The organism is Serratia plymuthica (genome assembly GCF_018336935.1).
Lineage (GTDB): Bacteria > Pseudomonadota > Gammaproteobacteria > Enterobacterales > Enterobacteriaceae > Serratia > Serratia plymuthica_B.
Map to the genome: position 1 here is coordinate 951,443 of NZ_CP068771.1, position 25,226 is coordinate 976,668.

25 protein-coding genes are annotated in these 25,226 nt (G+C 55.0%); 10 read left to right on the forward strand and 15 right to left on the reverse strand.

What is annotated here, in order from left to right:
• Window positions 1–47: 47 nt before the first annotated feature.
• Window positions 48–941: a LysR family transcriptional regulator gene (locus JK621_RS04480; protein WP_212558799.1), complete on the reverse strand. Its 894-nt coding sequence runs from the start codon at window positions 939–941 to the stop codon at window positions 48–50.
• 220 nt (window positions 942–1,161) lie between these two features.
• Here JK621_RS04480 and JK621_RS04485 point away from each other — a divergent pair, with 220 nt between their 5' ends.
• A complete protein-coding gene (locus tag JK621_RS04485) occupies window positions 1,162–1,956 on the forward strand; it encodes an SDR family NAD(P)-dependent oxidoreductase (RefSeq protein WP_212558800.1) in 795 nt (264 codons plus the stop codon).
• A gap of 71 nt (window positions 1,957–2,027) precedes the next feature.
• Window positions 2,028–3,227 (forward strand): L-dopachrome tautomerase-related protein, encoded by a 1,200-nt coding sequence (locus JK621_RS04490; protein WP_212558801.1) that lies wholly within the window; start codon window positions 2,028–2,030, stop codon window positions 3,225–3,227.
• 43 nt (window positions 3,228–3,270) lie between these two features.
• On the opposite strand, the gene JK621_RS04495 is transcribed toward JK621_RS04490, so the two are convergent.
• On the reverse strand, window positions 3,271–4,293 hold the full coding sequence (locus JK621_RS04495) for a GlxA family transcriptional regulator (protein ID WP_249337140.1): 1,023 nt from the start codon (window positions 4,291–4,293) through the stop codon (window positions 3,271–3,273).
• Window positions 4,294–4,511: 218 nt separating this feature from the next.
• On the opposite strand from JK621_RS04495, the gene JK621_RS04500 reads away from it, so the two are divergent.
• Window positions 4,512–6,410: a beta-ketoacyl synthase gene (locus JK621_RS04500; protein ID WP_212558802.1), complete on the forward strand. Its 1,899-nt coding sequence runs from the start codon at window positions 4,512–4,514 to the stop codon at window positions 6,408–6,410.
• 426 nt (window positions 6,411–6,836) lie between these two features.
• Window positions 6,837–7,220 (forward strand): hypothetical protein, encoded by a 384-nt coding sequence (locus tag JK621_RS25320; RefSeq protein ID WP_249337141.1) that lies wholly within the window; start codon window positions 6,837–6,839, stop codon window positions 7,218–7,220.
• Between the two features lie 157 nt (window positions 7,221–7,377).
• On the opposite strand, the gene JK621_RS04510 is transcribed toward JK621_RS25320, so the two are convergent.
• Window positions 7,378–7,644, reverse strand: a complete 267-nt coding sequence (locus tag JK621_RS04510) for a hypothetical protein (protein WP_212560123.1) — start codon at window positions 7,642–7,644, stop codon at window positions 7,378–7,380.
• A 932-nt stretch (window positions 7,645–8,576) separates the two neighbouring features.
• Between JK621_RS04510 and JK621_RS04515 the strand changes: the two genes are divergently transcribed.
• Complete coding sequence (locus JK621_RS04515; RefSeq protein ID WP_212558803.1) at window positions 8,577–10,121, forward strand: glycosyltransferase family 39 protein; 1,545 nt, start codon at window positions 8,577–8,579, stop codon at window positions 10,119–10,121.
• 70 nt (window positions 10,122–10,191) lie between these two features.
• On the opposite strand, the gene JK621_RS25325 is transcribed toward JK621_RS04515, so the two are convergent.
• Together JK621_RS25325 and JK621_RS04520 are read right to left on the reverse strand one after the other, a co-directional pair.
• Complete coding sequence (locus tag JK621_RS25325; protein ID WP_249337142.1) at window positions 10,192–10,356, reverse strand: YnfU family zinc-binding protein; 165 nt, start codon at window positions 10,354–10,356, stop codon at window positions 10,192–10,194.
• Window positions 10,357–10,655: 299 nt separating this feature from the next.
• Window positions 10,656–11,720, reverse strand: a complete 1,065-nt coding sequence (locus tag JK621_RS04520; protein ID WP_212558804.1) for an aldo/keto reductase — start codon at window positions 11,718–11,720, stop codon at window positions 10,656–10,658.
• 97 nt (window positions 11,721–11,817) lie between these two features.
• Here JK621_RS04520 and JK621_RS04525 point away from each other — a divergent pair, with 97 nt between their 5' ends.
• The 3 genes from JK621_RS04525 (at window position 11,818) to JK621_RS04535 (ending at window position 15,490) form a co-directional block, all read left to right on the forward strand.
• On the forward strand, window positions 11,818–12,729 hold the full coding sequence (locus tag JK621_RS04525) for a LysR family transcriptional regulator (RefSeq protein WP_212558805.1): 912 nt from the start codon (window positions 11,818–11,820) through the stop codon (window positions 12,727–12,729).
• Between the two features lie 130 nt (window positions 12,730–12,859).
• A complete protein-coding gene (locus JK621_RS04530; RefSeq protein ID WP_212558806.1) occupies window positions 12,860–13,411 on the forward strand; it encodes a flavodoxin family protein in 552 nt (183 codons plus the stop codon).
• A 630-nt stretch (window positions 13,412–14,041) separates the two neighbouring features.
• On the forward strand, window positions 14,042–15,490 hold the full coding sequence (locus JK621_RS04535; protein WP_249337143.1) for a GGDEF domain-containing protein: 1,449 nt from the start codon (window positions 14,042–14,044) through the stop codon (window positions 15,488–15,490).
• Between the two features lie 5 nt (window positions 15,491–15,495).
• Here JK621_RS04535 and JK621_RS04540 read toward each other — a convergent pair whose 3' ends face one another.
• On the reverse strand, window positions 15,496–15,657 hold the full coding sequence (locus tag JK621_RS04540) for a YnfU family zinc-binding protein (protein ID WP_164713297.1): 162 nt from the start codon (window positions 15,655–15,657) through the stop codon (window positions 15,496–15,498).
• A 167-nt stretch (window positions 15,658–15,824) separates the two neighbouring features.
• On the reverse strand, window positions 15,825–16,304 hold the full coding sequence (locus JK621_RS04545) for a cold-shock protein (RefSeq protein ID WP_126486273.1): 480 nt from the start codon (window positions 16,302–16,304) through the stop codon (window positions 15,825–15,827).
• 166 nt (window positions 16,305–16,470) lie between these two features.
• Between JK621_RS04545 and JK621_RS04550 the strand changes: the two genes are divergently transcribed.
• Window positions 16,471–16,980, forward strand: a complete 510-nt coding sequence (locus tag JK621_RS04550; RefSeq protein WP_212558808.1) for a VOC family protein — start codon at window positions 16,471–16,473, stop codon at window positions 16,978–16,980.
• Window positions 16,981–17,014: 34 nt separating this feature from the next.
• Here the strand turns inward: JK621_RS04550 and JK621_RS04555 are convergent, their stop codons facing one another.
• The 5 genes from JK621_RS04555 to JK621_RS04575 form a co-directional block, all read right to left on the reverse strand.
• Window positions 17,015–17,842 (reverse strand): amino acid ABC transporter ATP-binding protein, encoded by an 828-nt coding sequence (locus JK621_RS04555; protein ID WP_283249346.1) that lies wholly within the window; start codon window positions 17,840–17,842, stop codon window positions 17,015–17,017.
• Window positions 17,843–17,850: 8 nt separating this feature from the next.
• Entirely contained in the window at window positions 17,851–18,738 is an 888-nt protein-coding gene (locus JK621_RS04560; RefSeq protein WP_212558809.1) for an amino acid ABC transporter permease, read from the reverse strand.
• 42 nt (window positions 18,739–18,780) lie between these two features.
• Entirely contained in the window at window positions 18,781–19,308 is a 528-nt protein-coding gene (locus tag JK621_RS04565; protein ID WP_212558810.1) for a GNAT family N-acetyltransferase, read from the reverse strand.
• Between the two features lie 129 nt (window positions 19,309–19,437).
• Window positions 19,438–20,763, reverse strand: a complete 1,326-nt coding sequence (locus JK621_RS04570) for an LLM class flavin-dependent oxidoreductase (protein WP_212558811.1) — start codon at window positions 20,761–20,763, stop codon at window positions 19,438–19,440.
• A 198-nt stretch (window positions 20,764–20,961) separates the two neighbouring features.
• Window positions 20,962–22,125 (reverse strand): M20 peptidase aminoacylase family protein, encoded by a 1,164-nt coding sequence (locus JK621_RS04575; RefSeq protein ID WP_212558812.1) that lies wholly within the window; start codon window positions 22,123–22,125, stop codon window positions 20,962–20,964.
• 345 nt (window positions 22,126–22,470) lie between these two features.
• Between JK621_RS04575 and cspE the strand changes: the two genes are divergently transcribed.
• Window positions 22,471–22,680: a transcription antiterminator/RNA stability regulator CspE gene (gene cspE / locus JK621_RS04580; protein WP_002210315.1), complete on the forward strand. Its 210-nt coding sequence runs from the start codon at window positions 22,471–22,473 to the stop codon at window positions 22,678–22,680.
• A gap of 67 nt (window positions 22,681–22,747) precedes the next feature.
• Here cspE and JK621_RS04585 read toward each other — a convergent pair whose 3' ends face one another.
• The 3 genes from JK621_RS04585 to crcB all read right to left on the reverse strand — a co-directional run bounded on the left by JK621_RS04585 (window position 22,748) and on the right by crcB (window position 25,218).
• Window positions 22,748–23,938 (reverse strand): multidrug effflux MFS transporter, encoded by a 1,191-nt coding sequence (locus tag JK621_RS04585; protein ID WP_212558813.1) that lies wholly within the window; start codon window positions 23,936–23,938, stop codon window positions 22,748–22,750.
• Between the two features lie 6 nt (window positions 23,939–23,944).
• The gene (locus JK621_RS04590; protein ID WP_212558814.1) at window positions 23,945–24,541 is read right to left on the reverse strand and encodes a TetR/AcrR family transcriptional regulator; all 597 of its coding nucleotides are present in this window, start codon (window positions 24,539–24,541) and stop codon (window positions 23,945–23,947) included.
• A gap of 293 nt (window positions 24,542–24,834) precedes the next feature.
• A complete protein-coding gene (gene crcB / locus JK621_RS04595) occupies window positions 24,835–25,218 on the reverse strand; it encodes a fluoride efflux transporter CrcB (RefSeq protein ID WP_062793053.1) in 384 nt (127 codons plus the stop codon).
• Window positions 25,219–25,226: the final 8 nt, after the last annotated feature.

Consider the following 25,226-nt stretch of genomic DNA (forward strand, 5'->3'; position numbering starts at 1 on the left):
CGAGACTTGGAATGCTCCTTATTCTATAGACAGCTAACCCAATCATCCTATAAACACAACTGCTCGATCATGGCCCGCGTTGCCGGCGATTGGCGGCGATGCGGTGCGTATACCACCGAGAAGGGCCGTGAACGGCCGCGCAGATGCGGCAGTATTTCCACTAGCCGGCCGCTTTTCATTCGGTCGTGAACGATAAATTCATAGCTCTGGCAAATACCCATACCCTGTTCGGCCAGGGACACTACGCCCAATACGTCATCGGAAATTTCGATGGATGAGTTGGGCAGCCAGTCAATATCACGCTCACCGTCGCGAAATACCCACGGCGCGAGCCGGCCGGTGCGCGGCATGACGAACGGCAGGCACATATGCCGCTCCAATTCTTCCAATGTCTTGGGGGTACCGGCTCGTTTGAGGTAGTCGGGCGAGGCGACCAAAAGCAATGCCGCATCTTCGAGTTTTCGCGCGACCAGGCCGCTGTCGGGCAAGTCGCCAAGGCGGATGGCGAGATCAAACCCTTCCGCGACCAAATCGACATTGCGATTGGTGATATTCAATTCCACCCGGACTTGCGGGAACTGCTGGGCAAAGCGCGCCAGCAGCGGCGGTAGGCGATAGTGCCCATAAGTGGTGGGCACGCTTATCCGCACGCGGCCGGTCAGTTCGCCTTCCAGCCCCTGGATCTCGCGCCCGGCCTCGTCAAGCTGCTGAAATGCCGATCGCGCCTGCTCCAGGTAGAGCCGCCCGGCTTCAGTCAGGCCCAGGTGGCGGGTGGTTCGATGCAGCAATTGCCGCCCCAGGCGTGTTTCAAGGCGGGAAACGGCCCGGCTCAGAACGGAAGCCGTGGTGGAAAGCGCCACGGCTCCCGCAGTAAAAGAACCTTTCTCGACCACCGCAATGAAAGCCTCAACATCCCCAAGGTAGTCAAATTTACGGCTCATTTTATCCTCCAAAGAACAAATCTTTGTCTCTTAAGCCAATTTATCACCCTGAGAGTTATGAATACAATTTCTCTGTTCCTTATCAAAGGGGGATCGCCATCGGCCAGAGAGCCTCCTTTCCCTCGGTAAACCCATTACCGGCATTGCGCAATTCCTAGAGGTAGCACTGCCTGGCTGCGGGGTATTTTCATTCACTCGATCTCACCAAAAGGAAATCTTTATGGATCTGCAACTGACTGGCAAGACAGCACTTGTCACCGGCGCCACTGCGGGCATCGGTTTGGCTATCGCGCGTACCCTGGTACGTGAAGGCGTGGCGGTGACTCTCACGGGGCGTGATCCCGAAAAACTGGCAAGCGCTGCTGCGGAAATCGTCACTGAAATCCCCGATGCTCGGGTTTCCACGGTAGTTGCGGACCTCAGCCGCGCTGAAGGTGCCGCTGCGCTGATTGCTGCGCACCCGGATACCGACATCCTGATCAACAACCTTGGCTACTACGAGGCTAAACCCTTCGCCGAGATCACCGACGACGATTGGCTTCACATGCTCGATGTTAACGTGATGTCCGGTGTGCGTCTGTCACGCCATTACTTCCCGCGCATGCTGCAAAGGAACTGGGGCAGGGTGGTCTTCATGTCGAGCGAAGTCGGCGCGTTCACGCCGCCAGACATGGTTCACTATGGGGTCAGCAAATCTGCACAGTTAGCGGTCTCGCGCGGCATGGCCGAGTTGACCAAGGGCACCGGCGTGACCGTCAACAGTGTGTTGCCCTCGGCCACCCGTTCAGAGGGCATCGTCGACTATCTGCGCCAGACGGCACCGCGCCCAGGTATGACCGATGCGGAGATCGAAGCGCATTTCTTCCAGACTTATCGTCCCAGCTCGTTGATCGCACGTATGATCGAAGCCGACGAAATTGCGGCAATGGTGGCTTTGTTGGTCAGTCCGTTGGGTGCGGCTTCTAATGGCGCTGCGGTACGTGTAGAAGGCGGAACCTTCCGTTCCATCCTTTAAATAGGGGCCGCCTCGCCAAAACGCCTGGATCCCCATTCACCGTTTTTCCTGACATTCCACGGAGCACGTTTATGCCCAAACATTTCTTTCGTCTTTCCGCCATGGCCATGGTGGCCGTGTTGTCTTTCGAAACCGCGGCGATAGCGGCAGATTCGCCACCCCTTGAACGCTGGCGCAGTTATAGCGGCGTGAGCTGGGAATCACCCAAAGGTGGCAAGGATCCGGCTGCTTTTTCCGGGTCGGTCAACGCGCCTATCGCCGGTATCCATTTCGATCAGCAAGGCGCCGCGTTCGTGAGTACGCCGCGCCTGGTGTCCGCCGCTGCGCCTGCCACGTTGAGCATTCTGGACACCCGTGCCACGTCCGGCCCCGCACGGTTGACGGCATTCCCTTCCCGGGCAGGCAACGCCGTGAATGCCGCGCCGGAGCAAAACCTGCGCAATGTGCTGGGTTTCTATGTCGATCGTGAGAACGGCTGGTTGTGGGCACTGGACATGGGTTTTGTCGCCGGTGAAACCGAGGCCCCGGCCGGGTCGCAGAAGGTGCTGGTACTGGATCTGAAGTCGGGCCGAACGATCAAGCGCATCGGCCTGGATGGCGTGGCCGACCGCAAGGGCAGCTTCCTGAACGATATTGTCGTCGATGAGCGCCGTCGCGTTGCCTATATCTCCGACAGCGGTTCGCGCAGCGCGCCGAACAATAAAGTCGGCCTGATCGTGGTGGATTTCGCCACCGGCGGTGCCCGCCGGGTACTTGACCGGCACGTGAGCCTGCAGGTTGAGGCGGGTGTGAAGGTCGTTGCGCATGGCGCAGACGTTTGGCCAGGTAACCCGTTACTTATTGGCATTAACGGCATCGCCTTGTCGCCGGACGGCCGCACGTTGTATTGGACAGTGACGACAGGCACGCACGCGCATGCGGTGCCGACCGAAATCTTGCGCAACGCTGCGGCTACAGATGAACAGATTACCGCAAAGATCCAGGATCTTGGCTCCGTAGGCGGTAATACCGATGGCATCGTGACCGACGCCGTCGGCAACCTTTACATTACCGACGTCACCCGCAATGGCATCGTGAAGTTTGATCCCAAAAGCGGGGCGATGTCGCTGCTCGCCGCCGCCGAGGGCGTACGCTGGCCTGACACGCCGGCTATCCAACCGGGAGGGGATCTTATCTTCACGTCGAGCAGCTTGAATGATCACTTTGCGGGAACCGTTAAACGGGGTGAAGAGCGTTATGAGCTATGGCGTTTGCCATTGGGCGAACGCTGATTGAGCACGAGAGGTGATTGGGGCCCTTTGCGGGGCCCCTGGGTTAAAACTCTGATTCAGCCTCGACGGCGTGTTCCGTACGGAACATCTTGGCGCGAACGGTTTTGCGATAATCACCGGGCGAAACGCTGGAGATGCGTTTGAACTGGCGGTTAAAGTGCGCAATATCCTGGTAACCTACCAGAGCGGCAATTTCCTGAATGCTCAAATTAGTCGTTTGTAACATATTGATTGCGGACTCAATCCGAACCTTTAATAGATATTGCAAAGGCGAAATATCGGTCGCATTTTTGAAGCGGCGGTTAAAGTTGCGCAAACTCATGCCTACCATATCGGCGAGTTTCTGCATCGGTAAGTTTGTCGTGCAATTTTCCTTTATCCAGGTTTGGATCTGGATTATATCCTCGTCAGGATGAGGTTTATTTTCTTCTCTGTAACACAGGCGTTCAAAATGGCTGCGGATCTCATGGAAGAAAGTCCGTTGCGTATGGTTTGCCACTTTTTTACCGTAGGTGGTCTCAATAAAATGAACGGTGAGATCGGAAAGGGCTTTCACACTGGCTGCACAGAAAATATTCTCGGACTGGGTGATGAAATATTTTGTTTTTAAATTAACTTCGGGATAATCATGCGCAAACTGTTCGAAATAGTGCCAGTGGGTGGTGGCCGGTTGGCCATCCAGTAGCCGGGCTTCCGCCAGGAAACAGCAACCTGTCCCGACGGCGGCGATCCGCGTGCCTTTTGCCGCCTGTGTTGTCAGCCACTGGGTAATGGCCGTGTTGCGTCTTACAATAGGGCGCGGATTGCGCCAGATGGCGGGCAGATAGATGATATCGTAATCGGCATCCTCTTCCAGTACGTCATCGGCAATCAGGCTAAAACCGCTGTGTGTCGGTATGGGATTTTTATTAATACCTATAGTACTAATACTGAGGATGTTTTCGGGTTTACATAAGGTAAGTGTGTATTTATCTTGATTTTTATAATGGTTTCTTTGTTCCGCAAAATAACTGCTTGCTGCTGCTTTCCACATTTCTATTGGCAGGCTGAGGCCGGAACTCAGCATGTGCTCACACAATACAAATCCTATCTTTGTATTTATCATTTTCCAATCAATACCTGGTTTATTATTGGATTATTACTGCTACACCTGTCTTGGCCAAAAAAGTCTGCATTTTGGCCGGATTTTCATAATAGCTTTTGCCCACGCTTTGTAAACTGATATCTATAAATTATCTAAAGTAAGTGAAACATAACGATGCCGCTGAAAGGCTAGGATACTCTATGGTCAAGTTACCTGTCATAACCGCATTCGGTGGCTACGGTCCCGCAGGTCGGAGCTCTTCGCACCACGCATTTCGTCGTATGGTCATGGACGCTTTACCGGAGGACCAACGGCAAGAGACGTTATTATCATTAGCAGTGCTGATGGGATTGCTTAAATATCAGGATGGCGGCTACCCTAACGCCGAAGGGAATATACGCTCAGCTACACAGGCAGCAGCTGAAATAAAAGAAGCCGTGTTGCAAGGCACACTGATCAGGAAGATCGCCAAAGAGTATTTTGATGTCGATGCCGTGGCCAGCCATGCCAAATTGAATATGGCGGCGGGTGCCGAACCTTTGAGTTTTGATATGCCCAGCCGGCAGTTGCCCCAGCCTTTGCCGCAAGGATGGCGGGTTGAGCCGCTCGCGGACGATCGGGTACGCATTACCGTTCGGGGCGAAATGGACTGCAAAATTGACGTCACGCTGCGCACCGAAGCGCAAGCCGCAGGCCAATTGCCGCAGGGATTCAGGCCGGGTGACCACTACAGCTCGCAGTTTCATCCCCGCGCGTTGCAGATGGCGATCGTTGCGGCCTCCGATGCCATTAATGCCCTGGGGATCCCGTGGAATGAAGTCCGGGCTGCGATTGCGCCGGACCAGTTGGGGGTGTATTCCGGCAATATTCTGGGGCAGCTCGACGACCAGGGGTTTGGCGGTATGCTGCAATCGCGCCTGAAGGGTAACCGCGTCAGCGCCAAACAGTGCCCGTTGGGCTTGAACAGCATGTGCGCCGATTTTTTGAATGCCTATGTGTTGGGCAGTGTGGGGCACACCAGCGCTACCCTGGGCGCTTGCGCCACTTTTCTCTACAACCTGAATGCCGCAGCGGAAGATATCAAGGCAGGCAGGATCCGCGTGGCCATCGTAGGGAGCGCGGAGGCGCCGATCACCCCGGAAGTGATCGAGGGTTTTGATGCGATGGGGGCGCTGGCGACGGAGAGCAAGCTCAAACGTATCGATGAAACCGAAACGGCAGACTGGCGCAACAGCAGCCGTCCGTTCGGCAACAGCTGCGGTTTTGTGATTGCCGAGTCCAGCCAATATATTGTGCTGATGGATGATGAGCTGGCATTGCAACTGGGGGCGGAGATTCATGGTGCGGTGAGCGATGTTTTCATCAACGCCGACGGTTATAAACGCTCCATCGCCTCGCCGGGGCCGGGCAATTACATCACCATGGCGAAGGCCGTCGCGTCTGCCGTCACGATGGCCGGGCTGGAATGCGTACAAAAAGGCTCTTTCATTCAGGCGCACGGTTCCAGCACGCCAAAAAACTGCGTGTCCGAAGCCGAGATCTTTGACCGGGTCGCCGAAGCCTTTTCCATTGACGCATGGCCCGTCACGGCGGTGAAATCCTATCTGGGGCACTCATTGGGGCCGGCGAGTGGCGATCAGTTGATCAGCTGTTTGGGCACCTTTAAGTACGGCATCTTGCCGGGAATCAAGAGCGTGGATCAGATATCGCCGCAGGTGAATGACGCTCGCTTGCTGATCCCGACTCAGGATCGGCCTTTGTCTGCCGACCAGGCGCAGATCGCTTTTATCAACTCGAAAGGGTTTGGCGGAAACAATGCCACCGGCGTGGTCTACTCACCGCAACTGACGGCGCAGTGGTTGCGCAAACGGCATGGCGAGCAGGCCTTCGCCGACTACCAGCAGCGCAGACGGCAGGTACAGCAACAGGCGGCGGATTATGATGTGGCAGCCTCACGTGGCGAACTGAACGTTATCTATCTTTTTGGGCAGCATGGCATGGATGAGGCTGAGGTTAAGATCGACATGAACGGCATCACGATGCCGGGATTTGAACAACCGATTCATTATTCCAACGTTAAACAATTTCCAGATTTTTAATTATACGGATTTATAACTTTATAGCGTTGAAATTATTTATAAACTTTTTATTTATAAGGGTGTTTGCGATTCCGCAGGCACCTTATCTGTGTGGCGATAATAATCTGGAGAAACAAAGTGGTTAATCTCAGTGAGATTCTGATTGCCTTTGGTTGGGACGGTATTGTTGTGGGTATTATGATGGGGGGTAATGGGGATATTTGCCTTGATTGTTATGGCCGTAGGCAGGGTATCAGCACTGTAATCTTCTATCAATTGTAGTTTTTATATTGAGAGCCTAATAATGGAAGCGTTACTGAGTGCACGCCAACTCGGCAGAGACGTTATTGCTGCAACGGTAGAAAATAATAACTATCACGTAATAGTAAATTTGCAAAGAGAATAATTGCTCGCGTTGAATCTCATCCGTTGATGAGAAACCCTGTCTTGTCAAAAATGAATAGCGGTGAATTTTATCTCAACCAGATGAAAGTCTTCCATCTGGAGTTTTATCATGCTTTTTCCCAGGTCTTTACCGATGCGGTGATCGAAGCGCTGAGCTCGGCAAAACGGCTGGAAGGCCGCCTGGGCGCCAGGGAAAAAATGGCTGCGCGTTTCCTGCTGCAGATTAACCTGCTGGACGAATTGGGCTTCCACCCGGGGACCTGTTTCGGTCTGTTTCAGCGAAAAAGCGATCTGTTCTTCGGTATAACGGGGCTTTTTCATGACGGATTGGCCTCTTTGTTCGGTGAAAGAAAGACCGGATACTTCAGTTTAGACTGGTACTGTTTAAAAGGGGGAGATCACTTTTTCCTCCATACGTCGATATAACTTGTGTTTTCTCCATTTAAATCGCCAATCTATCCAAAATGGATGCTGTCAGAAACTGGGGTATCTTGGATAAATCTATCGTTGATATCCCACTACGCATTTAAATGATGGTGAAAAATTAAAATCAATAGAAAAAATAAATATTTTACTTTACTTCTTAGCTAAAGAAATAAATTATAGCAATAACAACAACACAGACGGAACAGATTAATAAATTCCCAGAGAAATCTTTTAATGAGTCTAAATAATCATTGTTGTTTTTATTTAACTTACTAATTGCTTCCGCTTCGTTTTCAGCATCGATTTCAATGCGATGCCTTCTAAACCCTTTTAGCTTCATATCCTTAATTATTTCTCGTGTAACCACTTCTTTTTTCATCACTCTTGATGCATCGCTCTTTATAAAAACAACATATCTATTCATCATATTCTCCATAAAGGTACAGAGTTTTATTCCTGTAAAAATTTTTGTTAGTTAACTAACATTTGGTTCCGGACTCTCTAGCTTCATTAGACTCAGTACCATTTTCCCAGAAACCACTGGCACCGGAGTCACTGCCATAGTGACTATTTTGTGACAAGAATGATCCAGAACGGTGATCACCACCGTTATTTCCACTCCCGTCTCGAGCCTGCCATCCACCTGTGGCTACTTAAAATCTCCTTCATAAATGCTCTCCTGTGGATTTACTGAGTTTACAATCATTAGAAATTATTGAGTTACATACTATTCATGTATGACGCGTAAAAAAAGTAAATATTTATAAATTATGATTTATGTCACTCGCTTAAATAATTTTCGCCGTAGATTGCGATGAGTTCTACAGCATTCTTGTAGCATCAACAGCACTCATATTATTGGAAAAAACATAAATAATTTTGTATTTCCCATCAGTTTTTTGTTTCACAGCGCAGGCATCGGAAGCGTTCGTACTGAATCGGGCAAGCCAACGTTGATAAGCAACAGACGAGTTTCTCACTGCTCTGCAGCCTCAACCGTCTTTAAGCCGATACCTAAATAGCTGCGCCTAATGGTGCTACAGGTGAGGAGCTTACAGAGCACCGACACGCCGTGAATCCGTCCATGGAGGCTCGTATCGCGCATCCATGCGTTCAACGGTCGGCTAACCTGCATGCTCCCACCTGTCTCCGACTCGGGTCTGGCGGTATTAAACGCCGTTATTTAGCCTCTAAAGAAAACATCCCCCGATAATCGGCATCAAAATGACGTCACCTTTGCGGCGGCTAAGGCGATGTTGGCTTATTTGGCGATGATTGAGCTGACATTTACCTGAACTCGGTAATGATGACCGCCACGTCTCCACACTGTGTGGAACAATCCGGCGGAATGCGGTTATGTCTCTGCAACAAATCCCTACCAAACCCCTGGCCGGCAAGGCGCTAAAAGGCATTGGCTATCGGCATTGCGTCTATCTGATTCTGATGTTTGCCGCCGGGATCCGGTTTATTTCCTTAACCGGCAGATACTTTTGGTGTGACGAGGCCTCCAGCGTGCTGACCAGCCGTTATGACGTTTCGGCGCTGTTGTACCATGCTTCTTTTGACGTCCATCCGCCGCTTTATTATCTGCTGCTGCGTGGCTGGATGCTGCTGTTCGGCGATAGCATTTTTGCTGCCCGTTCTCTCAGCCTGCTGTTTGGCGTTATTACGGTCGCGCTGGCCATAAAGCTGACGCGCAAGGTTGCCAATGAACGGGCGGCACTGCTGGCCGGCAGCCTGATGGCAATGATGCCGATGGCGGTGCGTTACAGCCAGGAGGCGCGTATGTATGCGCTGATGGGAATGTTGACGATCGCCGCTACCCTGGCGCTGGTGATGTGGTTAAAGACGCCCGCTAACCGTCGTTATTTGGCGGTTTATGCGTTATTGATGGCGTTGAGTTTTTATACGCACTACTTCACCATTTTTGCCTTAATAAGTCACTGGATAGTGCTGTTGGCGCTGTCCTGCCGGCGTGATGAACCCCAGCGTTATCTTAAGCAACCGGCCTGGTGGCTGGCTAATCTGGCTATAGGGCTGGCCTATATCCCCTGGCTGTTGGTGTTGGTGAACTTGCTGGATCATATTGCGGAGCTGAAAGTGGGCGGGGATGTCGGCTGGATCCCCCAGGTGGTGTGGAGCGATCTTCCTGCCATGTATTGGCGGTTATTCACCGGGGATGACGGCAGAGGTTATCCCGCGATCATTTTTTGGCTGTTACCTTTGTGTTTCACCGGGCTGTCATGCTTCTGGCTGATGGGGCGGAGAGGGGAAAGAAAATACCCTCTGCTGTTGCTTTGCAGCGTATTTATCCCTGTTACTCTGCTGTTTATTATTTCGTTCCGAACACCGCTGTTCGTCGACCGCTATTTATTTTTCGCCTCATTGGGCATTCCGATCATCCTGGCCCTGTTAATTACTGAAAACGAAAAAAAGGCGCACAGGATTTTATTGTTGCTGCTGGTTAGCCTGCTGTTTGGCAGCGGGCTGCGGAATGATTATCCGTCGGAGAAAGATGAGTTTAAGGCGATGGTGAGTTATATCAACAGTGGCTATCAACCTGATGATGCCGTCGTCGTCAGCAATATGTTCAATTATCTGAGTTATGTTTATTACAACGAAAAAGGGCATCGCGCGTTGCTGTATACGCCGGTCAAGCCCAACGGTATTTCCGGAAAGCCCAATGCCTATGGCTTTGGCACTTTTTTCCACGATCGCGCGGCGCAGACCTATGTCGATAATCTCAACGCCCTGGTGGGGCCTCATCGCCGGGTGTGGTTAGTCAGCGGCGGCGATTTTAATCAGGATTTTGGGCGGTTGCCGCCAGGATGGGCCAACACCAGCACCTTTAAAAGCGGCGGGTTCGAATCGCGGCTGTTTATCGTTAAATCAGGCCGGTGAAGGCCGAGGGCCGCGGCTGCTGTGGGGAGTCGCCAACGACACCACTCCGCGGGTGCATTGACGGGAGGCGTTACTTTTCTTCTCCAGGGCGGAAATAATGCCCGCATTTAGGGCAGATCATGGTGATATTTTTGCGCACCTTGCTGCTGCTTTGTTCGGAGACGTAAGCGCATTTTGGGCAAGTCACTTTCACGGATGTGGCGCTGAACATCTTAAGGGCATCAAAGATAGACATATCTTTCACCGGGTAGATGTAGGGGGTTATCACTATACCACCCGGCGCTCTCAATAGCCCTGAATCGATTGTTTTTTAATCTGTTTTGTGAGCGCGATACTCATCCCTGAGCGCCGGCGTCACGGTCAACAGGTCACATTTCCATCCGGTGTTACATCTGCCGGAGCAACCTTACGCAGGAATGACAGTTCTATACATAGGGATTGGTAAGGTAACCCTACCCGATGATGTTGTGTGTTAGTCCCTGTAGTGTATTACCCCATCCCTGTTAAGTTTATCCCGCCTCGTGCGGGATTTTTTTATCTGCGCCCGGCGATGTTCAGGCCGCCGAACATGATGTTGCGGGTGGTCGACAGCGTAAGGAAATCATGCGGGAAGCCCAATTCAATCGCGCTAAGTGCATCCAGCCGTTGCCACTGATTTTCCGCCAGCCTGACCGCCAGCGCGCCGAGGTTGTCATCCAGTTGCGTCAGCGTGCGTGCGCCGATAATGGGCGCGGTCACCGCCGGATTGCGCAGCGTCCAGGCAAGCGCTACCTGGGCGGACGTGTAACCGGTTTCGCGGGCGATATCGCCCAGGGCATCGGCAATGTCGAGATTGTGGGCGGTCAGCGTTCCTTTGGTGCGTACCACCTCGCGTCGCGTACCCGTCTCATCCCCCTCGGGGTGCAGATCTTGCCGCCGGTATTTGCCGCTCAATACCCCTCCCGCGAGCGGCGACCACGGGATCACGCCCAGCCCCAACTCTTGTGCCATCGGGATCAATTCGCGCTCCACCGTGCGTTCCAGCAGGCTGTATTCGATCTGCAGGCCGATAAGCGGCGACCAGCCGCGCAAATCCGCCAGCATCTGCATTCTGGCGGCCTGCCAGGCCGGGAGGTCCGATACCGCCAGGTAGAGTACTTTGCCGGCGCGCACCAGATCGTCCATCGCGCGCATGATTTCTTCCACCGGCGTGGTGTAGTCCCAGGCGTGCAAATAGAGCAGATCGATATAGTCGGTGTTCAGGCGCCGCAGGCTATCCTCCACCGATCGCACCATGCTTTTGCGGTGATTGCCGCCGGAGTTCGGGTTATCGGGCTGCATCGGCAACGTGTATTTGGTGGCGATCACCAGACGGTCGCGGCGCCCGGTGGCGAATTCGCCGACAAAGCGTTCGGCGCTGCCTTCGGTATAGCGGTTGGCGGTATCGATAAAGTTGCCGCCGCGATCGACATAGGTGTCGAACAGGCGGCGGGCCTCGGCCTGTTCCGCTCCCCAGCCCCAGTCGGCGCCGAAGGTCATGGTGCCGAGCGCCAGCGGCGAGACGCGCAGGCCGGAGCGGCCCAGCAGGCGGTAACTGTCCAGCGATAAGGATGTGTTCATGGGCGTTCTCCTGTTGATGTGGATTTCAAGATAGACCCGGCGGGCCCTTCACGGAATACGCTATAATCTTCATGAATTATTAAGTGATGGAGGCATAATGAGAGGGAGTGAATTTGCAGAGCTGCGCGCTTTTGCCGCCATTGTTGAACACGGCAGCTTTGCCCGCGCCGCCGCGCACCTGGGCATGAGCGCCTCGGCGCTGAGCCAGACGCTGCGCAATCTGGAAAGCCGTTTGGGGCTGCGGCTGTTGAACCGCACCACCCGCAGCGTGGCGCCCACCGACGCCGGGGCGCAGATGTTGGCGCGCCTGTTGCCGGCTATTGCCGAAATCGATGCGGCGGTGGCGCAGGCGGTCAACCAACGCCAGCTGCCCACCGGGCGTTTGCGGCTCAATATTACGCGGATCGCCGCCATGCATTATCTGGCGCCGTTGATCGCGCCGTTTCATCGACAGTACCCGGATATTCTCCTCGATCTCAACGTGGAAGACCGGCTGGTGGACATTGTCGCCGGCGGTTTCGATGCCGGCGTGCGTCTGCATGAGAAGCTGGAAAAGGACATGGTGGCGATCAAGCTTGGCGGAGACCTGCGGATGCGGGTAGTCGCCTCGCCGGCGTATCTGGCCCGTCATGGCCAACCGCAGGCGCCGCGCGAGCTGCGCCAACATCTTTGCCTGAATTTTCGCTGGCCAACCAATGGCAATCTTTACCGCTGGGAGTTTGAGCGCGACGGTGAAACGCTGGATATCGCGGTGGAAGGGCCGGTGATCGTCGACGAACCGGAGATCCTGGTGCGGGCGGCGCTGGACGGCGTGGGCATCGCCTACCTGTTTGAGCACCAAGTGGCCGCTGCGCTGGCCGACGGCCGGCTGGCACCGCTGTTGGATGCCTGGACACCGCCTTTTCCCGGTTTTTACCTTTACTACCCCGCCAACCGACAAATGCCGCGCCCACTGCGCGCGTTTATTGATTTCGCCCGGCAGCAGGGCGTGCAGGCGGCAGGGGCATAAATGCCATCCGGTTTTTTTGAATAACTCCGTCAGTTAAATTGGGTATTCACACTGCGGCCACTTGAGTAGATTGGATCAGAATATTTGAGGGTGCCGCCGGCACCCCGATGCAACTACCCGGGAGTTTCTTATGGCGAAGACAGTGGTGATTTTTCATTCCGGCTACGGCCACACCGAGCGTTTGGCGAACATTGTTGCCGAAGGCGCAGAAGCTGAGCTGATCGCTATCGATCAAGACGGCAATATCGGCGAAGAAGCCTGGCAGAAACTGGATGAGGCCGACGCCATCATCTTTGGTTCGCCGACCTACATGGGCGGCCCATCGTGGCAGTTCAAGAAATTTGCCGACGCCAGCTCAAAAGCCTGGTTCACTCGCAAATGGCAGGACAAGGTGTTCGGCGGTTTCACCAACAGCGCCAGCCTGAACGGCGACAAGCAGGTTACGCTGATCGCCCTGCAAACGCTGGCTTCACAGCACGGCGGTTTGTGGGTCAGCCTGGGGCTGCCGCCGGCCAACAGCAAAGCGGCGCAGCGTACCGATGTGAACAATCTGGGCGGCTCAGTTGGCCTGTTGGTACAAACGCCCGCCGATGCCAGCGTAGATGAAATGCTGTCGGGGGATTTGGAAACCGCCAAATTGTACGGTCAGCGCGTCGCGAGCATTGCCGCCAAACTGGCGTGATCTGCTCCCCATCACGTCCGGTGGAAGGAACGCGTCGTTCATTTTTTCTGCACATTTGGCGTGTAAAATGCGAAATGTTATTAGCCTGCTTGGGCTAACACTGCATTTCGTTCAAATATTCCCGGTTCCTAGACCGGGTTTTTTGTTGCTAAGGTCCGCTTAAGCTTCCGCCGATATCATGAACAGCAGCACAGGCATGCAATGGCTGTGTCGTAACTGTCAATTTGCTGTTCTTCAAGCAAGCCCGTTCTGCGGGCTTTTTTTATCTTTCCGGTTCTAATTGCGCTTCCGGGGGACTTGCTGGAAAATCATCGGCGGCACAATAGGGTAAATGAATAGTACCCATTTTATTTTTATGGCTTTTGCGTTTATGCGGATCCGCGGCGACTTAGGCTATGCTGGTAGATATCGCTGAACATTATTCTGCCGGTCGGTGTGAATGCGTTTCACACGGAGTTGTGCCGATGAGCCGTAGTGTTAAGAACATTCTGCTAAATAAAATGAATGTCTCTTTGTTTTTGATTCATCTGTATTTACTGGTTGAGAACGGGTTCTTTGTCCTCCTTATCATGCCGGGCGAGGGAATATGCAGACAATTGCTCTGGTTATTATGAAGTTATGGGTAAGGTGATGAACGCCAGAATAAATGCCAAACATGGCCTGCCTGTTACCCTCCAGCTGATCACTCTTTTTCTGCTGGCGTTTTTGCTTTCCTTGCTGGGGATATTTACTCGTCCGATTGGATCTCTTTCCCTGTTTTGGCCGGTGAATGCGATTTTACTCGGCCTGCTCTTGCGCAAACCCGCCTATGCCACGCCGTTGGGCTGGCTGACCACCTACCTTGGCATGATTACCGCCGATTTGACGACCGGCGAAGCGCTGCCTTTGGCGATGTGGTTGAATGCCTGCAATATGTCGCTGATCGCCACCGGTTACGGCGTGATGCTGCTGTTACCGCAGTCGCAGCGCAGAATGGGCAAGCCGCAGGCGATACTTTATATGTTTACCGCCAGCCTGAGCGGCGCGGCGGTGGCATCGACCCTGTCGATACTGCGCAGTGACAGCCTGTACAATAATACGGTGATCACCGCCTGGCTGGCGTGGTTCAGTGAACAGTTCTCCACTAACCTGCTGCTGTTGCCGGTGTTCCTGGCGGCTCCGCGGCTGAAGCAACTGTTGAGCATGCCGATAAACTGGCCGCTGCGGGCCGGCATGCCGCTGTTGGCGCTGCTGTTTTCCCTGATATTCAGCGTGTACATCGGCGGCCCGGGGGCGATAGCCTTCCCGATCCCGGCATTGCTGTGGTGTGCGGTCCGCTACCAGCTGTTCACCGTGACTTTGCTGACGCTGTTGACCGGCATGACTGAAATCAGCAGCATCTCCGCCAACCTGATGTTGTATGAAACGCCGAACAACCACAACGCATTCCTCGATACCCTGATGTCCGCCCGGTTGGGGATCGCCATGCTGGTGATGGGGCCGCTGATCCTCGCCAGTTCGATAGCCGTTAATCGTAAGCTGATGCGCCGGCTGGAACACAGCGCCAATCACGATTTTCTGACCGGGGTGCTGGCACGCAGTGCGCTGACGCAAAAGGCCGGCGAACTGTTGGAGCACAAATATAAATCGAAAGAGGCGGTGTCGCTGCTGTTGATTGATATCGACCATTTCAAGCTGATTAACGACGCGCACGGCCACGTAGTGGGCGATCAGATATTGGCCTCCTTTGCCCACATCGTCCGGCGTGAACTGCGCCACGATCAGCTGTTTGGCCGTCTCGGCGGGGAAGAGTTCGCGATTATGCTACCGCGTGCGCTGGCCGCGCAGGGGGTGGCTTTGGCGGAGCATTTGCGGCAGCTGGTGCAAAAAACCGATCTGTATCCCGGCGGCAAAACGCCGCTGAAAATCACCATCAGCGTAGGTGTCGCCAGCCTGGCGATGAATGAAGTGAAGTCTCTGGAACAGCTGATGAATATGGCGGATATTGCGCTTTATCGCGCCAAATCGCAGGGGCGCAATCGCGTAGAGTCGTTTAACGTGGTGAGCGGCAACAGCGTTGGTCACATCATGTTTAAATAGGGGTTTCAGTTCTGCCTGGGTTCAAATCGGGTACCGCAGTTTGGGCAGATCAGCATAACGTTTTGCCGTAGCGTCGCGCATTTTTGGCTGGTGACGTAGGCGCATTTGGGGCAGGCGATGTTGGTGGAGCGGTTGATAAAGCCTTTAACGCTGCTGGAATCAGTCATATAGCACGGCCTGTGTCAGGTGAGAACCCACGCTATCACAGCTGATATCAAATTGCTTAGATTGTTTTTTATACGCGCGCCCATTAGCAGGGCGCGAATATATTCCTCCCGGTGAAGGCGAGCGCAGCAGGCGGCGGCCCTACAGGCGGGATAGGCGTTGGCGGCGGTTAGAGGCTTTTCAGCACTTTCAGCGTTTCATCCATGTCGATCTCCTGTTCGGAGAAGGTATGGGTCGCGTTCTGGAAAGTGGTGATGGTCAGCATGCGCAGCGTCTGCATGGTCTGCGGCGCCTCTTCGGACTGCGGACGGATGCGGTTCATCAGCAGGCCCACCGAGAGCACGGTGTTTTCTTTGTCGACGTCCGCTTTCACCGGCACTTCTTTGGTGAAGGTATTGAAAGATTTGATGCTGGTGATCTTGATTCTTTCGTTGGCGATGATGATGTATTTGCTCGCCGCCTGCACTTTGACCGCATACGCCGAAGGGCCTTTGGTGTTGTTGGTCGGTTCGAAGGTCACCGCCGCGTTTTTCTTAATCAGCTCCGGGTTTTGCACTTTAATCACGTGAAAATAACGATTTTCCCCGTTCTCATCGGTAATAAAGCCGAAGCCTTTGTCTTCAAAAAAAGTCGTTATCTTGCCGTTCATCATCATTCTCGTTAATTCGTTCAATACAGTGCTTATGATAGCGCGGAATGCCTTGCAGTGACAGGTTGCGCGCGCCGGTTTTGATAATGCGATAACGGCATTTAGCGGGTTTCCGGCCACGTGCTATTTTCAAGCTGACTGTATTCAATGCGGAAAGGGAAAATCGATGGGAATTAAACGGCTTAACCACGCGGTGCTGTATGTCAGCGATGTGCAGCAAAGCGCGAATTTTTATCATCAGGTGCTGGGGTTCAAGCTGAAACCTTCGGGCAGCCCCGACAACGCGGTGTTTACCCAGGCGGCCGATTCGGATAACGATCACGATCTGGCGTTGTTCAGCAAAAATCTCGGGCAGCAGCGAGCCGGGGTGTTTCGTGCCAACGGTGAACCGCCGGCGGAAAACGAGCCACCGGCCGGGCTGTACCATCTGGCGTGGGAAGTCGATAGTCTGGATGAACTCGAACGCATTCGCGATCAATTGGCGCAGCGCGGCATTCTCGGGCTGGAGGAGGATCACGGCGTGCACAAGAGCATCTATGGTCACGATCCCGATGGATTGTTGTTTGAAGTGACCTGGTTTATTCCGCCGGCGCTGCTGACCGAGCAGGATCGCAATCAGCGCGGCATCAAGCCGCTGGATTTCGCCGCCGAGAAACGCCGCTTCGCGAAGGGATAAAGTTATTGGGCGGGGCGCGGTTGCGCCCCGCGAGTCACAGAACTTTGTTGAGGAAGTTAATGGTGCGCTGGTGCTGCGGATGGTTCAGCACCTGCCGGGCGTTACCCTGCTCGACGATCTGCCCGTCGACCATAAACACGATCTGATCTGCCGCTTCACGCGCAAAACCAATCTCATGGGTGACCACCACCAGCGTTACGCCCAGGTCCGCCAGCCCTTTGATCACGTCCAGCACTTCGCCGACCAGCTCCGGATCGAGCGCCGAAGTGGGCTCATCAAACAAAATTACCTTCGGGTTCAACGCCAGCGCACGCGCAATGGCAATGCGTTGTTGCTGGCCGCCGGACAGGTGACGCGGATAAGCGTCGGCCTTGTGGCGCAGGCCGACGGTATCCAGCAACTGGTAAGCGACTTCTTTTGCCTGAGCGCGCGAATAAATCTTATGCACCACCGGCGCTTCAATAATGTTCTCCAGCACCGTCAGATGCGGGAACAGGTTAAAGTTTTGGAACACGTAGCCGACGTTGATACGCTGCTTGAGAATGGCGTTCTCTTTCAGTTCATACAGTTTGTCGCCTTTGCGCCGGTAGCCGACGTAGTCGCCGTCGATGCGGATAAAGCCTTCATCGACGCGTTCCAGGTGGTTGATGGCGCGCAGCAGGGTGGATTTACCCGAGCCGGACGGCCCGAGGATCACCGTGACCGTGCCCGGCCGCAGCGTCAGGCTGACGTCGTCGAGCGCCTTGTGCTTGCCGAAAAATTTGCTCACGTTGCTGATTTCAATCAGGCCGCGCGCCGGTACCGGAACGATGTTGTGCACCGGCGCTTCGCGCAGGGCATAATAATCAATAGCTTCGGACATAAATCCTCCTAACGTTTTATCCAGCCGGCCAGTTTCTGCCAGGGTGACGGCGGCAACTCGCGCACTGCGCCCCGGGCGAAATAGCGCTCAATGTAGTATTGGATCACCGACAGCGCGGTGGTGATAAACAAGTACCAGACGGTCGCGACCATCAGCAGCGGTATCACCTGCTGCGTGCGGTTATAGATGACCTGAATGGTGTAAAACAGCTCCGGCAGCGCCAGCACGTAAACGATCGAGGTGCCCTTGGCCAGGCTGATGATCTCGTTGAAACCGGTCGGAACGATTGAGCGCAGCGCCTGCGGCAAAATGATGCGGAAAGTGCGGCGGTAGCCCGGCAGACCGAGCGCCGCTGCGGCCTCATGCTGGCCATATTCCACCCCGAGAATGCCGCCGCGGATGATTTCAGCGGTATAGGCCGATTGCACCAGGGTGAGCCCCAGGACCGCGACGGAAAACTGGCTGAGGATATCGATGGTCGGGTAGCTGGCGAACACCAGCGAGGTAAAGGGAATGCCCAGCGAGATGGAATCATACAGGTAAGAGAAGTTATACAAGATGATCAGCACCAGGATCAGCGGCAGCGAACGGAACAGCCAGATGTAGCCCCAGGCCAGCGACGCCAACAGATAAGATCGCGACAGCCGCGCCAGCGCCAGCAAGGTACCGAAAATAATGCTGAACAGCGTGCCGAGCAGCGTCAGCAGCAAGGTTTGCCCCAGACCGGAAAGCACCGCCGGCGCAAAGAACCACTCGGCAAACACGGCCCATTCCCAGCGCTCGTTGGCCGCCACCGACTGGACTATCGCCGCCAGAATAAACACCGAAAACAGCGCGCCCACCAGCCGCAGCGGGTAGCGCGCGGGAACCACTTTCAACACTTCTTGTTTGGACATGGTATTGCTCCTGAAACAGATAAAAGGGCAGGGGGCAGGCCCCTAGGCAATCTTCCTTTCCGGCGCGCAACAGAGTGCGCCTGCTGTTATCAGGCTCTTGCGAAACGGCAATCGGCCGTCGTAGGGCGGGCGGCTGTAAACTTCGCTGTCGACGGTGGGGTCGAACTGCGGCTGATAGCCGTTGCTCAGATACAGGCCCACCGCCTCCGGCTGGCGAAAACCGGTGGTCAGGTAGAGCTGGCGGTAACCCTGCTCCAGCGCCAGCGTCTCCAGTTGCTGCAAGACCTTTTGCGCCAGCCCCTGGCGACGCAGATCGGTTCGCGTCCAGATGCGCTTTAGCTCGGCGGTGTGCGGATCGTAGCGTTTGAACGCGCCCATGGCGATCGGCACTCCGGCGCGTAACAGTACGATAAACGCGCCCTGTGGCGGGGCGTACAGATCCAGCGTTTCTTGTTCCTGGTCACCAAAATAATCGCCGTAGCGCTGGCGGTACTCGCCGAACAGCCCTTGAATCACCGGCTCGACCAAAGGGTCGTCCGGCAGCGTTTGGATAAAGACGTCGTTTGCCATAGGTATGCTCCTAGTCGCCCAGAACTTGCTGGTTTTTCGCCACGTAGAGACGGGGTTTGATGGCTTTTAAATGAATGTCGGGGCCGGCAAAGGTTTTTCGCATAGCGGAATGTCCCTGAAAAAGAGTTTTTATTGCGTAAATTGGTTCAGCGGCTGCTTCAGGCCAAGGTGGTCGCGCAGCGTATCGCCGCTGTAATCGCTGCGGAACAGGCCACGCTGCTGCAGGATAGGCACTACGCGGTCGATAAAGTGGCCGAAGGAGTTCGGCGTACCGCCACTGATGATGAAACCGTCGGCGGCCTGGGTGTCGAACCAGTTTTGCAGGCCGTCCGCTACCGCCTCCGGCGTGCCGCCGAACACCGGGCGCGGCGAGGCGGCTTCCAGCGCCACTTCGCGCAGCGTCAGGTTGCGCTCGCGGGCGTTGCGTTTGATGGCATCGGTGGTGCTGCGGAAGCTGTTTTGCCCTAAATCGCCGATGTCCGGGAAGGGCTCATCCAGCGGGTGGCGGGAAAAGTCATAATGCTCGAAATAGCGGCCCAGGTAGTTGAGCGCATTCTCGATGCTGACCAGGCGTGCGGTTTCCCAATATTGGCGTTCCACGTCTTCATTGTCGTCGCCGACGATCACGCTGACGCCCTGGAAAATTCGCAGATCGTCCGGTTCGCGGCCCTGTTCCACCAGTTGTTTTTTTACGTCCTGATAAAATGCCTGCGCCGACTGTTGGGTTTCATGGTGGGTGAAAATGGCGTCGGCGTGTTTTGCCGCCAACTGCTTGCCGTCTTCCGACGCGCCGGCCTGGAACAGAATCGGGCGGCCCTGCGGCGTGCGGCCGATATTCAGCGGCCCCTGCACCGAGAAGAACTCCCCCTGATGGTTCAGGGTATGCAGCTTACCGGCGCTGAAAAATTCGCCGCTGTTTTTGTTACGCACAAAGGCATCACCTTCCCACGAGTCCCACAACCCTTTGGTGACATCGAGATATTCGCTGGCGATGCGATAACGCAGGCTGTGCTCCGGGTGCTCGGTGCGCGAAAAATTCTTTGCCGACCCTTCCAGCGGCGACGTCACCACGTTCCAGCCCGCCCGGCCTTTGCTCAGGTGATCCAGGCTGGCGAACTGGCGCGCGACGGTAAAGGGATCGCTGTATGAGGTGGACAGCGTGCCCACCAGCCCGATTTTGTCGGTGGCGGCGGACAGGGCGGCAAGCAGGGTCAGGGGTTCAAAACGGTTAAGGAAATGCGGAATGGATTTCTCATTGATATATAAGCCGTCGGCAACAAACACGAAATCCAATTTACCCTGTTCGGCCTTTTTCGCCGTGGCAATATTAAAATCGAGATTAATGCTGGCGTCGGCGGTGGCGTCCGGATGCCGCCAGGCGGACATATTTCCCGATGCGCCATGCAAAATGGCGCCAAGACGCAATTGCCGTTTGTTTTTCGCACTGTTGCTCATTGCTTTCATCCTGTTAAGTGCCGCTGTGGCGCTATCTGTCGAATTCCCACTATTGATGAGCGCCCTCAGGATGTAAAACAACAAAACAGCATATTCAAATGTTGAAAATAGCAAATATCGCGGCGGGTATGGATAAAGGGGAAATAATAAATCGCAGCGCAGAAGATGCTGCGCCGCGAAATAATAATGAGGTGGTTTTTACGCTTTGCTGGTGATCTTTTCCGGCACGGTGGCTAATTGTTGCAGCGTGCGCTCAGCGAGCAGTTCGAAATATTGCGAGGCAGGGAAGATCGCCTGTTCATCCGGGTTAAAGCGCGGATGGTGCAAGCCGAACTCACTGGCTGAACCTATACTGACAAAAGCGCCCGGCACGTGGTGCAGATAAAGCGCGAAATCCTCGCCGCCCATCTGCAGATCCGCTTCTTCTACCCGATAACCGGCTTCGGCGGCGACGGTTTTGCTGAAGGCCGCCCAGCGCGCGTCATTGACCACCGCCGGTGGGCCAGGCTGCCAGCGCAGTTCCGCCTGCGCGCCAAGCGATGCGGCTACGCCGTTAATCACCTGGCGGATTTTGTCCGGGACCTGAAGACGGACTTTCTCGTTGTGAGTACGCACCGTACCTTCCAGTTCCACGGTCTGCGGCAGTACGTTCCAGGTGTTGCCCCCCTCGATGCGCGTCACGCTCACCACCAGCGACTCCAGCGAGCTAAAGCTGCGGCTGGGCAGGGTTTGCAACGCGTTGACAATTTGGCTGGCGGTGACAATGGTGTCTACGCCTTGTTCCGGTTTGGCGGCGTGCGCGCCTTTACCGGTGATCAGGATCTGGAAGCGATCGACGTTGGCGTAAAACGCGCCGGCGCGGGTGGCGAAGGTGCCGGTCGGCAGCTCCGGCGCATTATGCAGGCCGAATACCGCGGCCACGTTATCCAGAGCACCGGCGTCGATCAGATGCTGGGCGCCGTTGAAGGTTTCCTCCGCCGGTTGGAAGAAAATACGCACCGTGCCGGGCAAGGTGGCCTCGCGAGCTTTCAGCAAATGCGCTGCGCCGAGCATCACCGAGGTATGAAAATCATGCCCGCAGGCGTGCATGACGCCGCTATTTTGCGAGCTGAAGGGCACGCCGGAAATCTCTTCTATCGGCAGGGCGTCAATATCGCCGCGCAGCGCAATGATCGGGCCCTTGCCGCTGCCGATTTCGGCGACCACGCCGGTCTTCAGCCCCAGCGGCAGAATACGGATACCGGCCTCTTCCAGCCAGCGGGTGAGGCGTGCGGTAGTGGCAAACTCGTGGTTGGACAGCTCAGGGTTCTGATGCAGTTCACGGCGGTAGGCGACGATCTTCTCGGCCAGTTGGCTGGTCATAGTCTTGGCTCACTGTGGTTAATAAGCTCTAACCCTAGTGCAGGGCGGCCGGAAGCAAAAAGACTATCTGGTTATATTTCATAGCGATTATGTCTGCATCGTGCCGGCAATGCGCGTTGCCGGGGCTGAAACAGGCGTTCGGCCGTTGTTCGCCGGGGATTAAAGAGGATTGAGCTGTCAAGATTGGCAACGGCGAACGGTGCAACAGATTTACAGCGGACGATACCGATTTTTTCACTTTTTATCGGTTTTATGTGATCCAGGTTGTGGACAAAATCCGGTCTAATTGCTGTACTGTACTGGACACACATTTTGTGTCTTACATTCACGTTAAAGGTAAGTTTGATGTCTAAGATTAAAGGTAGCGTTAAGTGGTTTAATGAATCCAAAGGCTTCGGCTTCATTACTCCGGAAGATGGTAGCAAGGACGTTTTCGTTCACTTCTCTGCCATCGCTAGCAATGGTTTCAAAACTCTTGCTGAAGGCCAGCGTGTAGAATTTGAAATCACGAACGGTGCCAAAGGGCCATCTGCTGCTAACGTTATCGCTATCTAAGCTACAGTAGCCGAAATTCTTAAAACCCGCTCCCTGAGCGGGTTTTTTATTGCCTTTTTGCGGTAGCTTACGCCTGCGGTTTGCGCACCAGCAGGGTGAACAGCGCGATGGCGATGGCATAACAGCCGACAATGGTCAGCGCCATCGACACGCTGGAAGTGCCACCCAGCCCGGTGATGGGCACGCTACATGCGCCGAGCGCGAACATGCACACGCCGATCAGCGCCGAGGCGCTGCCCGCTTTGTCGCCCTGGCTTTGCATCGCCAATGACGACGCCGTCGGGCCGACAATGCCGATCACCGCCACCGAGAAGAACAACGGGACCAGCAACAGCGTCAGCGGCGCGTGCAGGCTGCCTGCCAGCAGCAACAGCAGTGAGGCGACGGCCGCTAATGTTAAGCCGCCTTTCAGCACTTGCCTTTCCCCCCAACGCGCGCTCAGGCGGCTGGCAAGCTGTGCAGAAATAATCAAACCGACGCCGTTAATGGCAAAGCACAGGCTGAACATCTGCGGGCTTAGGCCATAAATCTGCTGCAATACGAAGGGCGATGCGCCGATGTAGGCGAACATCCCGGCCATGACGAAACCCTGCGTCAGGCACAGACCCATAAACTGGCGTTGGGTCAGTAATCCGCCCAGCGACATCAACATCGCCAAAATACCGCCCTGGCTGCGGCGTTCCACGGGCAGCGATTCGCGCAGCTTCAGGCTCGAAAGAGTAAACAGCAGTATGGCAATGGCCGCCAGTACACCGAAGATCCCGCGCCAGTCCATCAATTGCAGCATGGCGCCGCCCAGCACCGGGGCAATAATCGGCGCCAGGCCGTTCACCAGCATCAGCAGGGCGAAGAAACGCGTCAGTTCGTGCCCGGCATAGAGGTCGCGCGCTATGGCGCGGGAGATCACCGCGCCGCCTGCACCGGCCAGCCCCTGCAACAGACGGGCAATCAGCAACTGGTCTATATTCGGCGCCAGCGCGCACCACAGAGAAGCGACCAGCAACAGTATCAGCGACAGCAGCAGCGGCCGCATGCGGCCGAGTTTGTCGCTGAAGGGGCCAAAAATCAGTTGGCCTACGCCCAGCCCGAGCAGGCCGGCGGTCAGGCTGAGTTGCGCCGTGGCGGTGGAAGTATTCAGCTCGCCGGCCATTTCCGGCAGGGCCGGCAGGTAGAGATCGGTGCACAGCGGCCCCAGTGCGGCCAGCAGGCCGAGCACCACCGCGTACACCAGACGTTGTCTGGATAATTGTCTGGTCATAGGGAGTTAGGGTTTCCTGAACAGGTGAGAGATAGCTTGTTGATACAAGCCGTTCAGCAAGCTGACATCGGCTTTTTGCGTGGTAAGGATGCGATAACCTGTGCCTTCGCTTAATACGGCGATAAATTCTACCCGTGCGGCGATTTCCTGTTCGGTGAAATGCGGATACATCCGCTGCAGATTCTGACAGACATGACGAAACAGCCGCGTTTCCGCATCGCTGAGCATTTTCGCAACCACCGGGTTACGCGTGGCTTCGGCGGTGACCTCCAGCATCAGCATATGGTCAGTTTCGTTTTCACCCGGTTGTTGGAACTGGGCGCGGGCCGCCAGAGTGCCGGCAATCAGGTTAATGTGATCGCCTAGATCCTCAAGATGGCGCATTTTACTGGCGATGATGCGATTGACGATTTCTTCGATGATCGCGTCTTTATTGGCGAAATAGCGGTAGATTTGACCGACGCTGAGCTGCGAACCCTGGGCGATTTCCGCCATGCTGGCGGCGTGAAAACCATGCTGACGAAAACAGATTTTCGCCGCATCGACAATTTGATCTCGGCGGGCCTGCGCTTTGGCTTGCCTGCTGTCGCTGGTGGATATCATGTCCCGATCCTTTACCAAGAGAGGGGTTCGCTTTTTGGGTGCGAACGTTCATTCTCAATTGTAATGCAAGAACGGCAGAAGGGGAACTCTAAAGGGGGAGCCTGAGGGAGTTAAGCGTCAGGCGAACAGATAAACCTTGATAAAAGCGGCGACAATCAGCAGGCACAGCAGGGTCGCGGTCACTTCAGCGGTGGTTTTGGGCAGGCTAAACATTCGCGTTCTCATCCAGTTTGGGGCACTGGATGAGATTATGCGTGCGGCAGATTAAGGAAACATTAAGAGAACCAGGTTTGCTATTGTCCGTTAACCCAAATGACCAGCATAAACGCCAGCAGGGTCATTGCCAGTGAACCGGCCAGGTTGAGCAACATATTGGCCAGCGCCCAGGCAAAACGGCCATCTTGCAGCAAATACACGACCTCCAGCGAAAAGGTGGAGAAGGTGGTTAAACCGCCGCAGAAACCGGTGGTAATCAGCAGTTTCCAGGTGGGATCCAGGTGCGTTATGCGGGTAAAGGTGGCAATGGCCAACCCGATGATAAAACCGCCTACCAGATTCACCGCCAGCGTGCCCAGGGGGATATGCGCGTTAAGCGGGTTCATCTTCATGCTGATGACCCAACGCAACACGCTGCCGACACCACCGCCAATAAAGACTGCCAGTAAAGAACTCAACATGGTTGAAA

Bases quoted from the DNA above. Each gene is read 5' to 3' on its own strand.
- JK621_RS04480 (WP_212558799.1), bottom strand. From the start codon at position 941: ATGAGCCGTAAATTTGACTACCTTGGGGATGTTGAGGCTTTCATTGCG.
- JK621_RS04485 (WP_212558800.1), top strand. From the start codon at position 1,162: ATGGATCTGCAACTGACTGGCAAGACAGCACTTGTCACCGGCGCCACT.
- JK621_RS04490 (WP_212558801.1), top strand. From the start codon at position 2,028: ATGCCCAAACATTTCTTTCGTCTTTCCGCCATGGCCATGGTGGCCGTG.
- JK621_RS04495 (WP_249337140.1), bottom strand. From the start codon at position 4,293: ATGCTGAGTTCCGGCCTCAGCCTGCCAATAGAAATGTGGAAAGCAGCA.
- JK621_RS04500 (WP_212558802.1), top strand. From the start codon at position 4,512: ATGGTCAAGTTACCTGTCATAACCGCATTCGGTGGCTACGGTCCCGCA.
- JK621_RS04510 (WP_212560123.1), bottom strand. From the start codon at position 7,644: ATGAATAGATATGTTGTTTTTATAAAGAGCGATGCATCAAGAGTGATG.
- JK621_RS04515 (WP_212558803.1), top strand. From the start codon at position 8,577: ATGTCTCTGCAACAAATCCCTACCAAACCCCTGGCCGGCAAGGCGCTA.
- JK621_RS25325 (WP_249337142.1), bottom strand. From the start codon at position 10,356: ATGTCTATCTTTGATGCCCTTAAGATGTTCAGCGCCACATCCGTGAAA.
- JK621_RS04520 (WP_212558804.1), bottom strand. From the start codon at position 11,720: ATGAACACATCCTTATCGCTGGACAGTTACCGCCTGCTGGGCCGCTCC.
- JK621_RS04525 (WP_212558805.1), top strand. From the start codon at position 11,818: ATGAGAGGGAGTGAATTTGCAGAGCTGCGCGCTTTTGCCGCCATTGTT.
- JK621_RS04530 (WP_212558806.1), top strand. From the start codon at position 12,860: ATGGCGAAGACAGTGGTGATTTTTCATTCCGGCTACGGCCACACCGAG.
- JK621_RS04535 (WP_249337143.1), top strand. From the start codon at position 14,042: ATGAACGCCAGAATAAATGCCAAACATGGCCTGCCTGTTACCCTCCAG.
- JK621_RS04540 (WP_164713297.1), bottom strand. From the start codon at position 15,657: ATGACTGATTCCAGCAGCGTTAAAGGCTTTATCAACCGCTCCACCAAC.
- JK621_RS04545 (WP_126486273.1), bottom strand. From the start codon at position 16,304: ATGAACGGCAAGATAACGACTTTTTTTGAAGACAAAGGCTTCGGCTTT.
- JK621_RS04550 (WP_212558808.1), top strand. From the start codon at position 16,471: ATGGGAATTAAACGGCTTAACCACGCGGTGCTGTATGTCAGCGATGTG.
- JK621_RS04555 (WP_283249346.1), bottom strand. From the start codon at position 17,842: ATGTCCGAAGCTATTGATTATTATGCCCTGCGCGAAGCGCCGGTGCAC.
- JK621_RS04560 (WP_212558809.1), bottom strand. From the start codon at position 18,738: ATGTCCAAACAAGAAGTGTTGAAAGTGGTTCCCGCGCGCTACCCGCTG.
- JK621_RS04565 (WP_212558810.1), bottom strand. From the start codon at position 19,308: ATGGCAAACGACGTCTTTATCCAAACGCTGCCGGACGACCCTTTGGTC.
- JK621_RS04570 (WP_212558811.1), bottom strand. From the start codon at position 20,763: ATGAGCAACAGTGCGAAAAACAAACGGCAATTGCGTCTTGGCGCCATT.
- JK621_RS04575 (WP_212558812.1), bottom strand. From the start codon at position 22,125: ATGACCAGCCAACTGGCCGAGAAGATCGTCGCCTACCGCCGTGAACTG.
- cspE (WP_002210315.1), top strand. From the start codon at position 22,471: ATGTCTAAGATTAAAGGTAGCGTTAAGTGGTTTAATGAATCCAAAGGC.
- JK621_RS04585 (WP_212558813.1), bottom strand. From the start codon at position 23,938: ATGACCAGACAATTATCCAGACAACGTCTGGTGTACGCGGTGGTGCTC.
- JK621_RS04590 (WP_212558814.1), bottom strand. From the start codon at position 24,541: ATGATATCCACCAGCGACAGCAGGCAAGCCAAAGCGCAGGCCCGCCGA.
- crcB (WP_062793053.1), bottom strand. From the start codon at position 25,218: ATGTTGAGTTCTTTACTGGCAGTCTTTATTGGCGGTGGTGTCGGCAGC.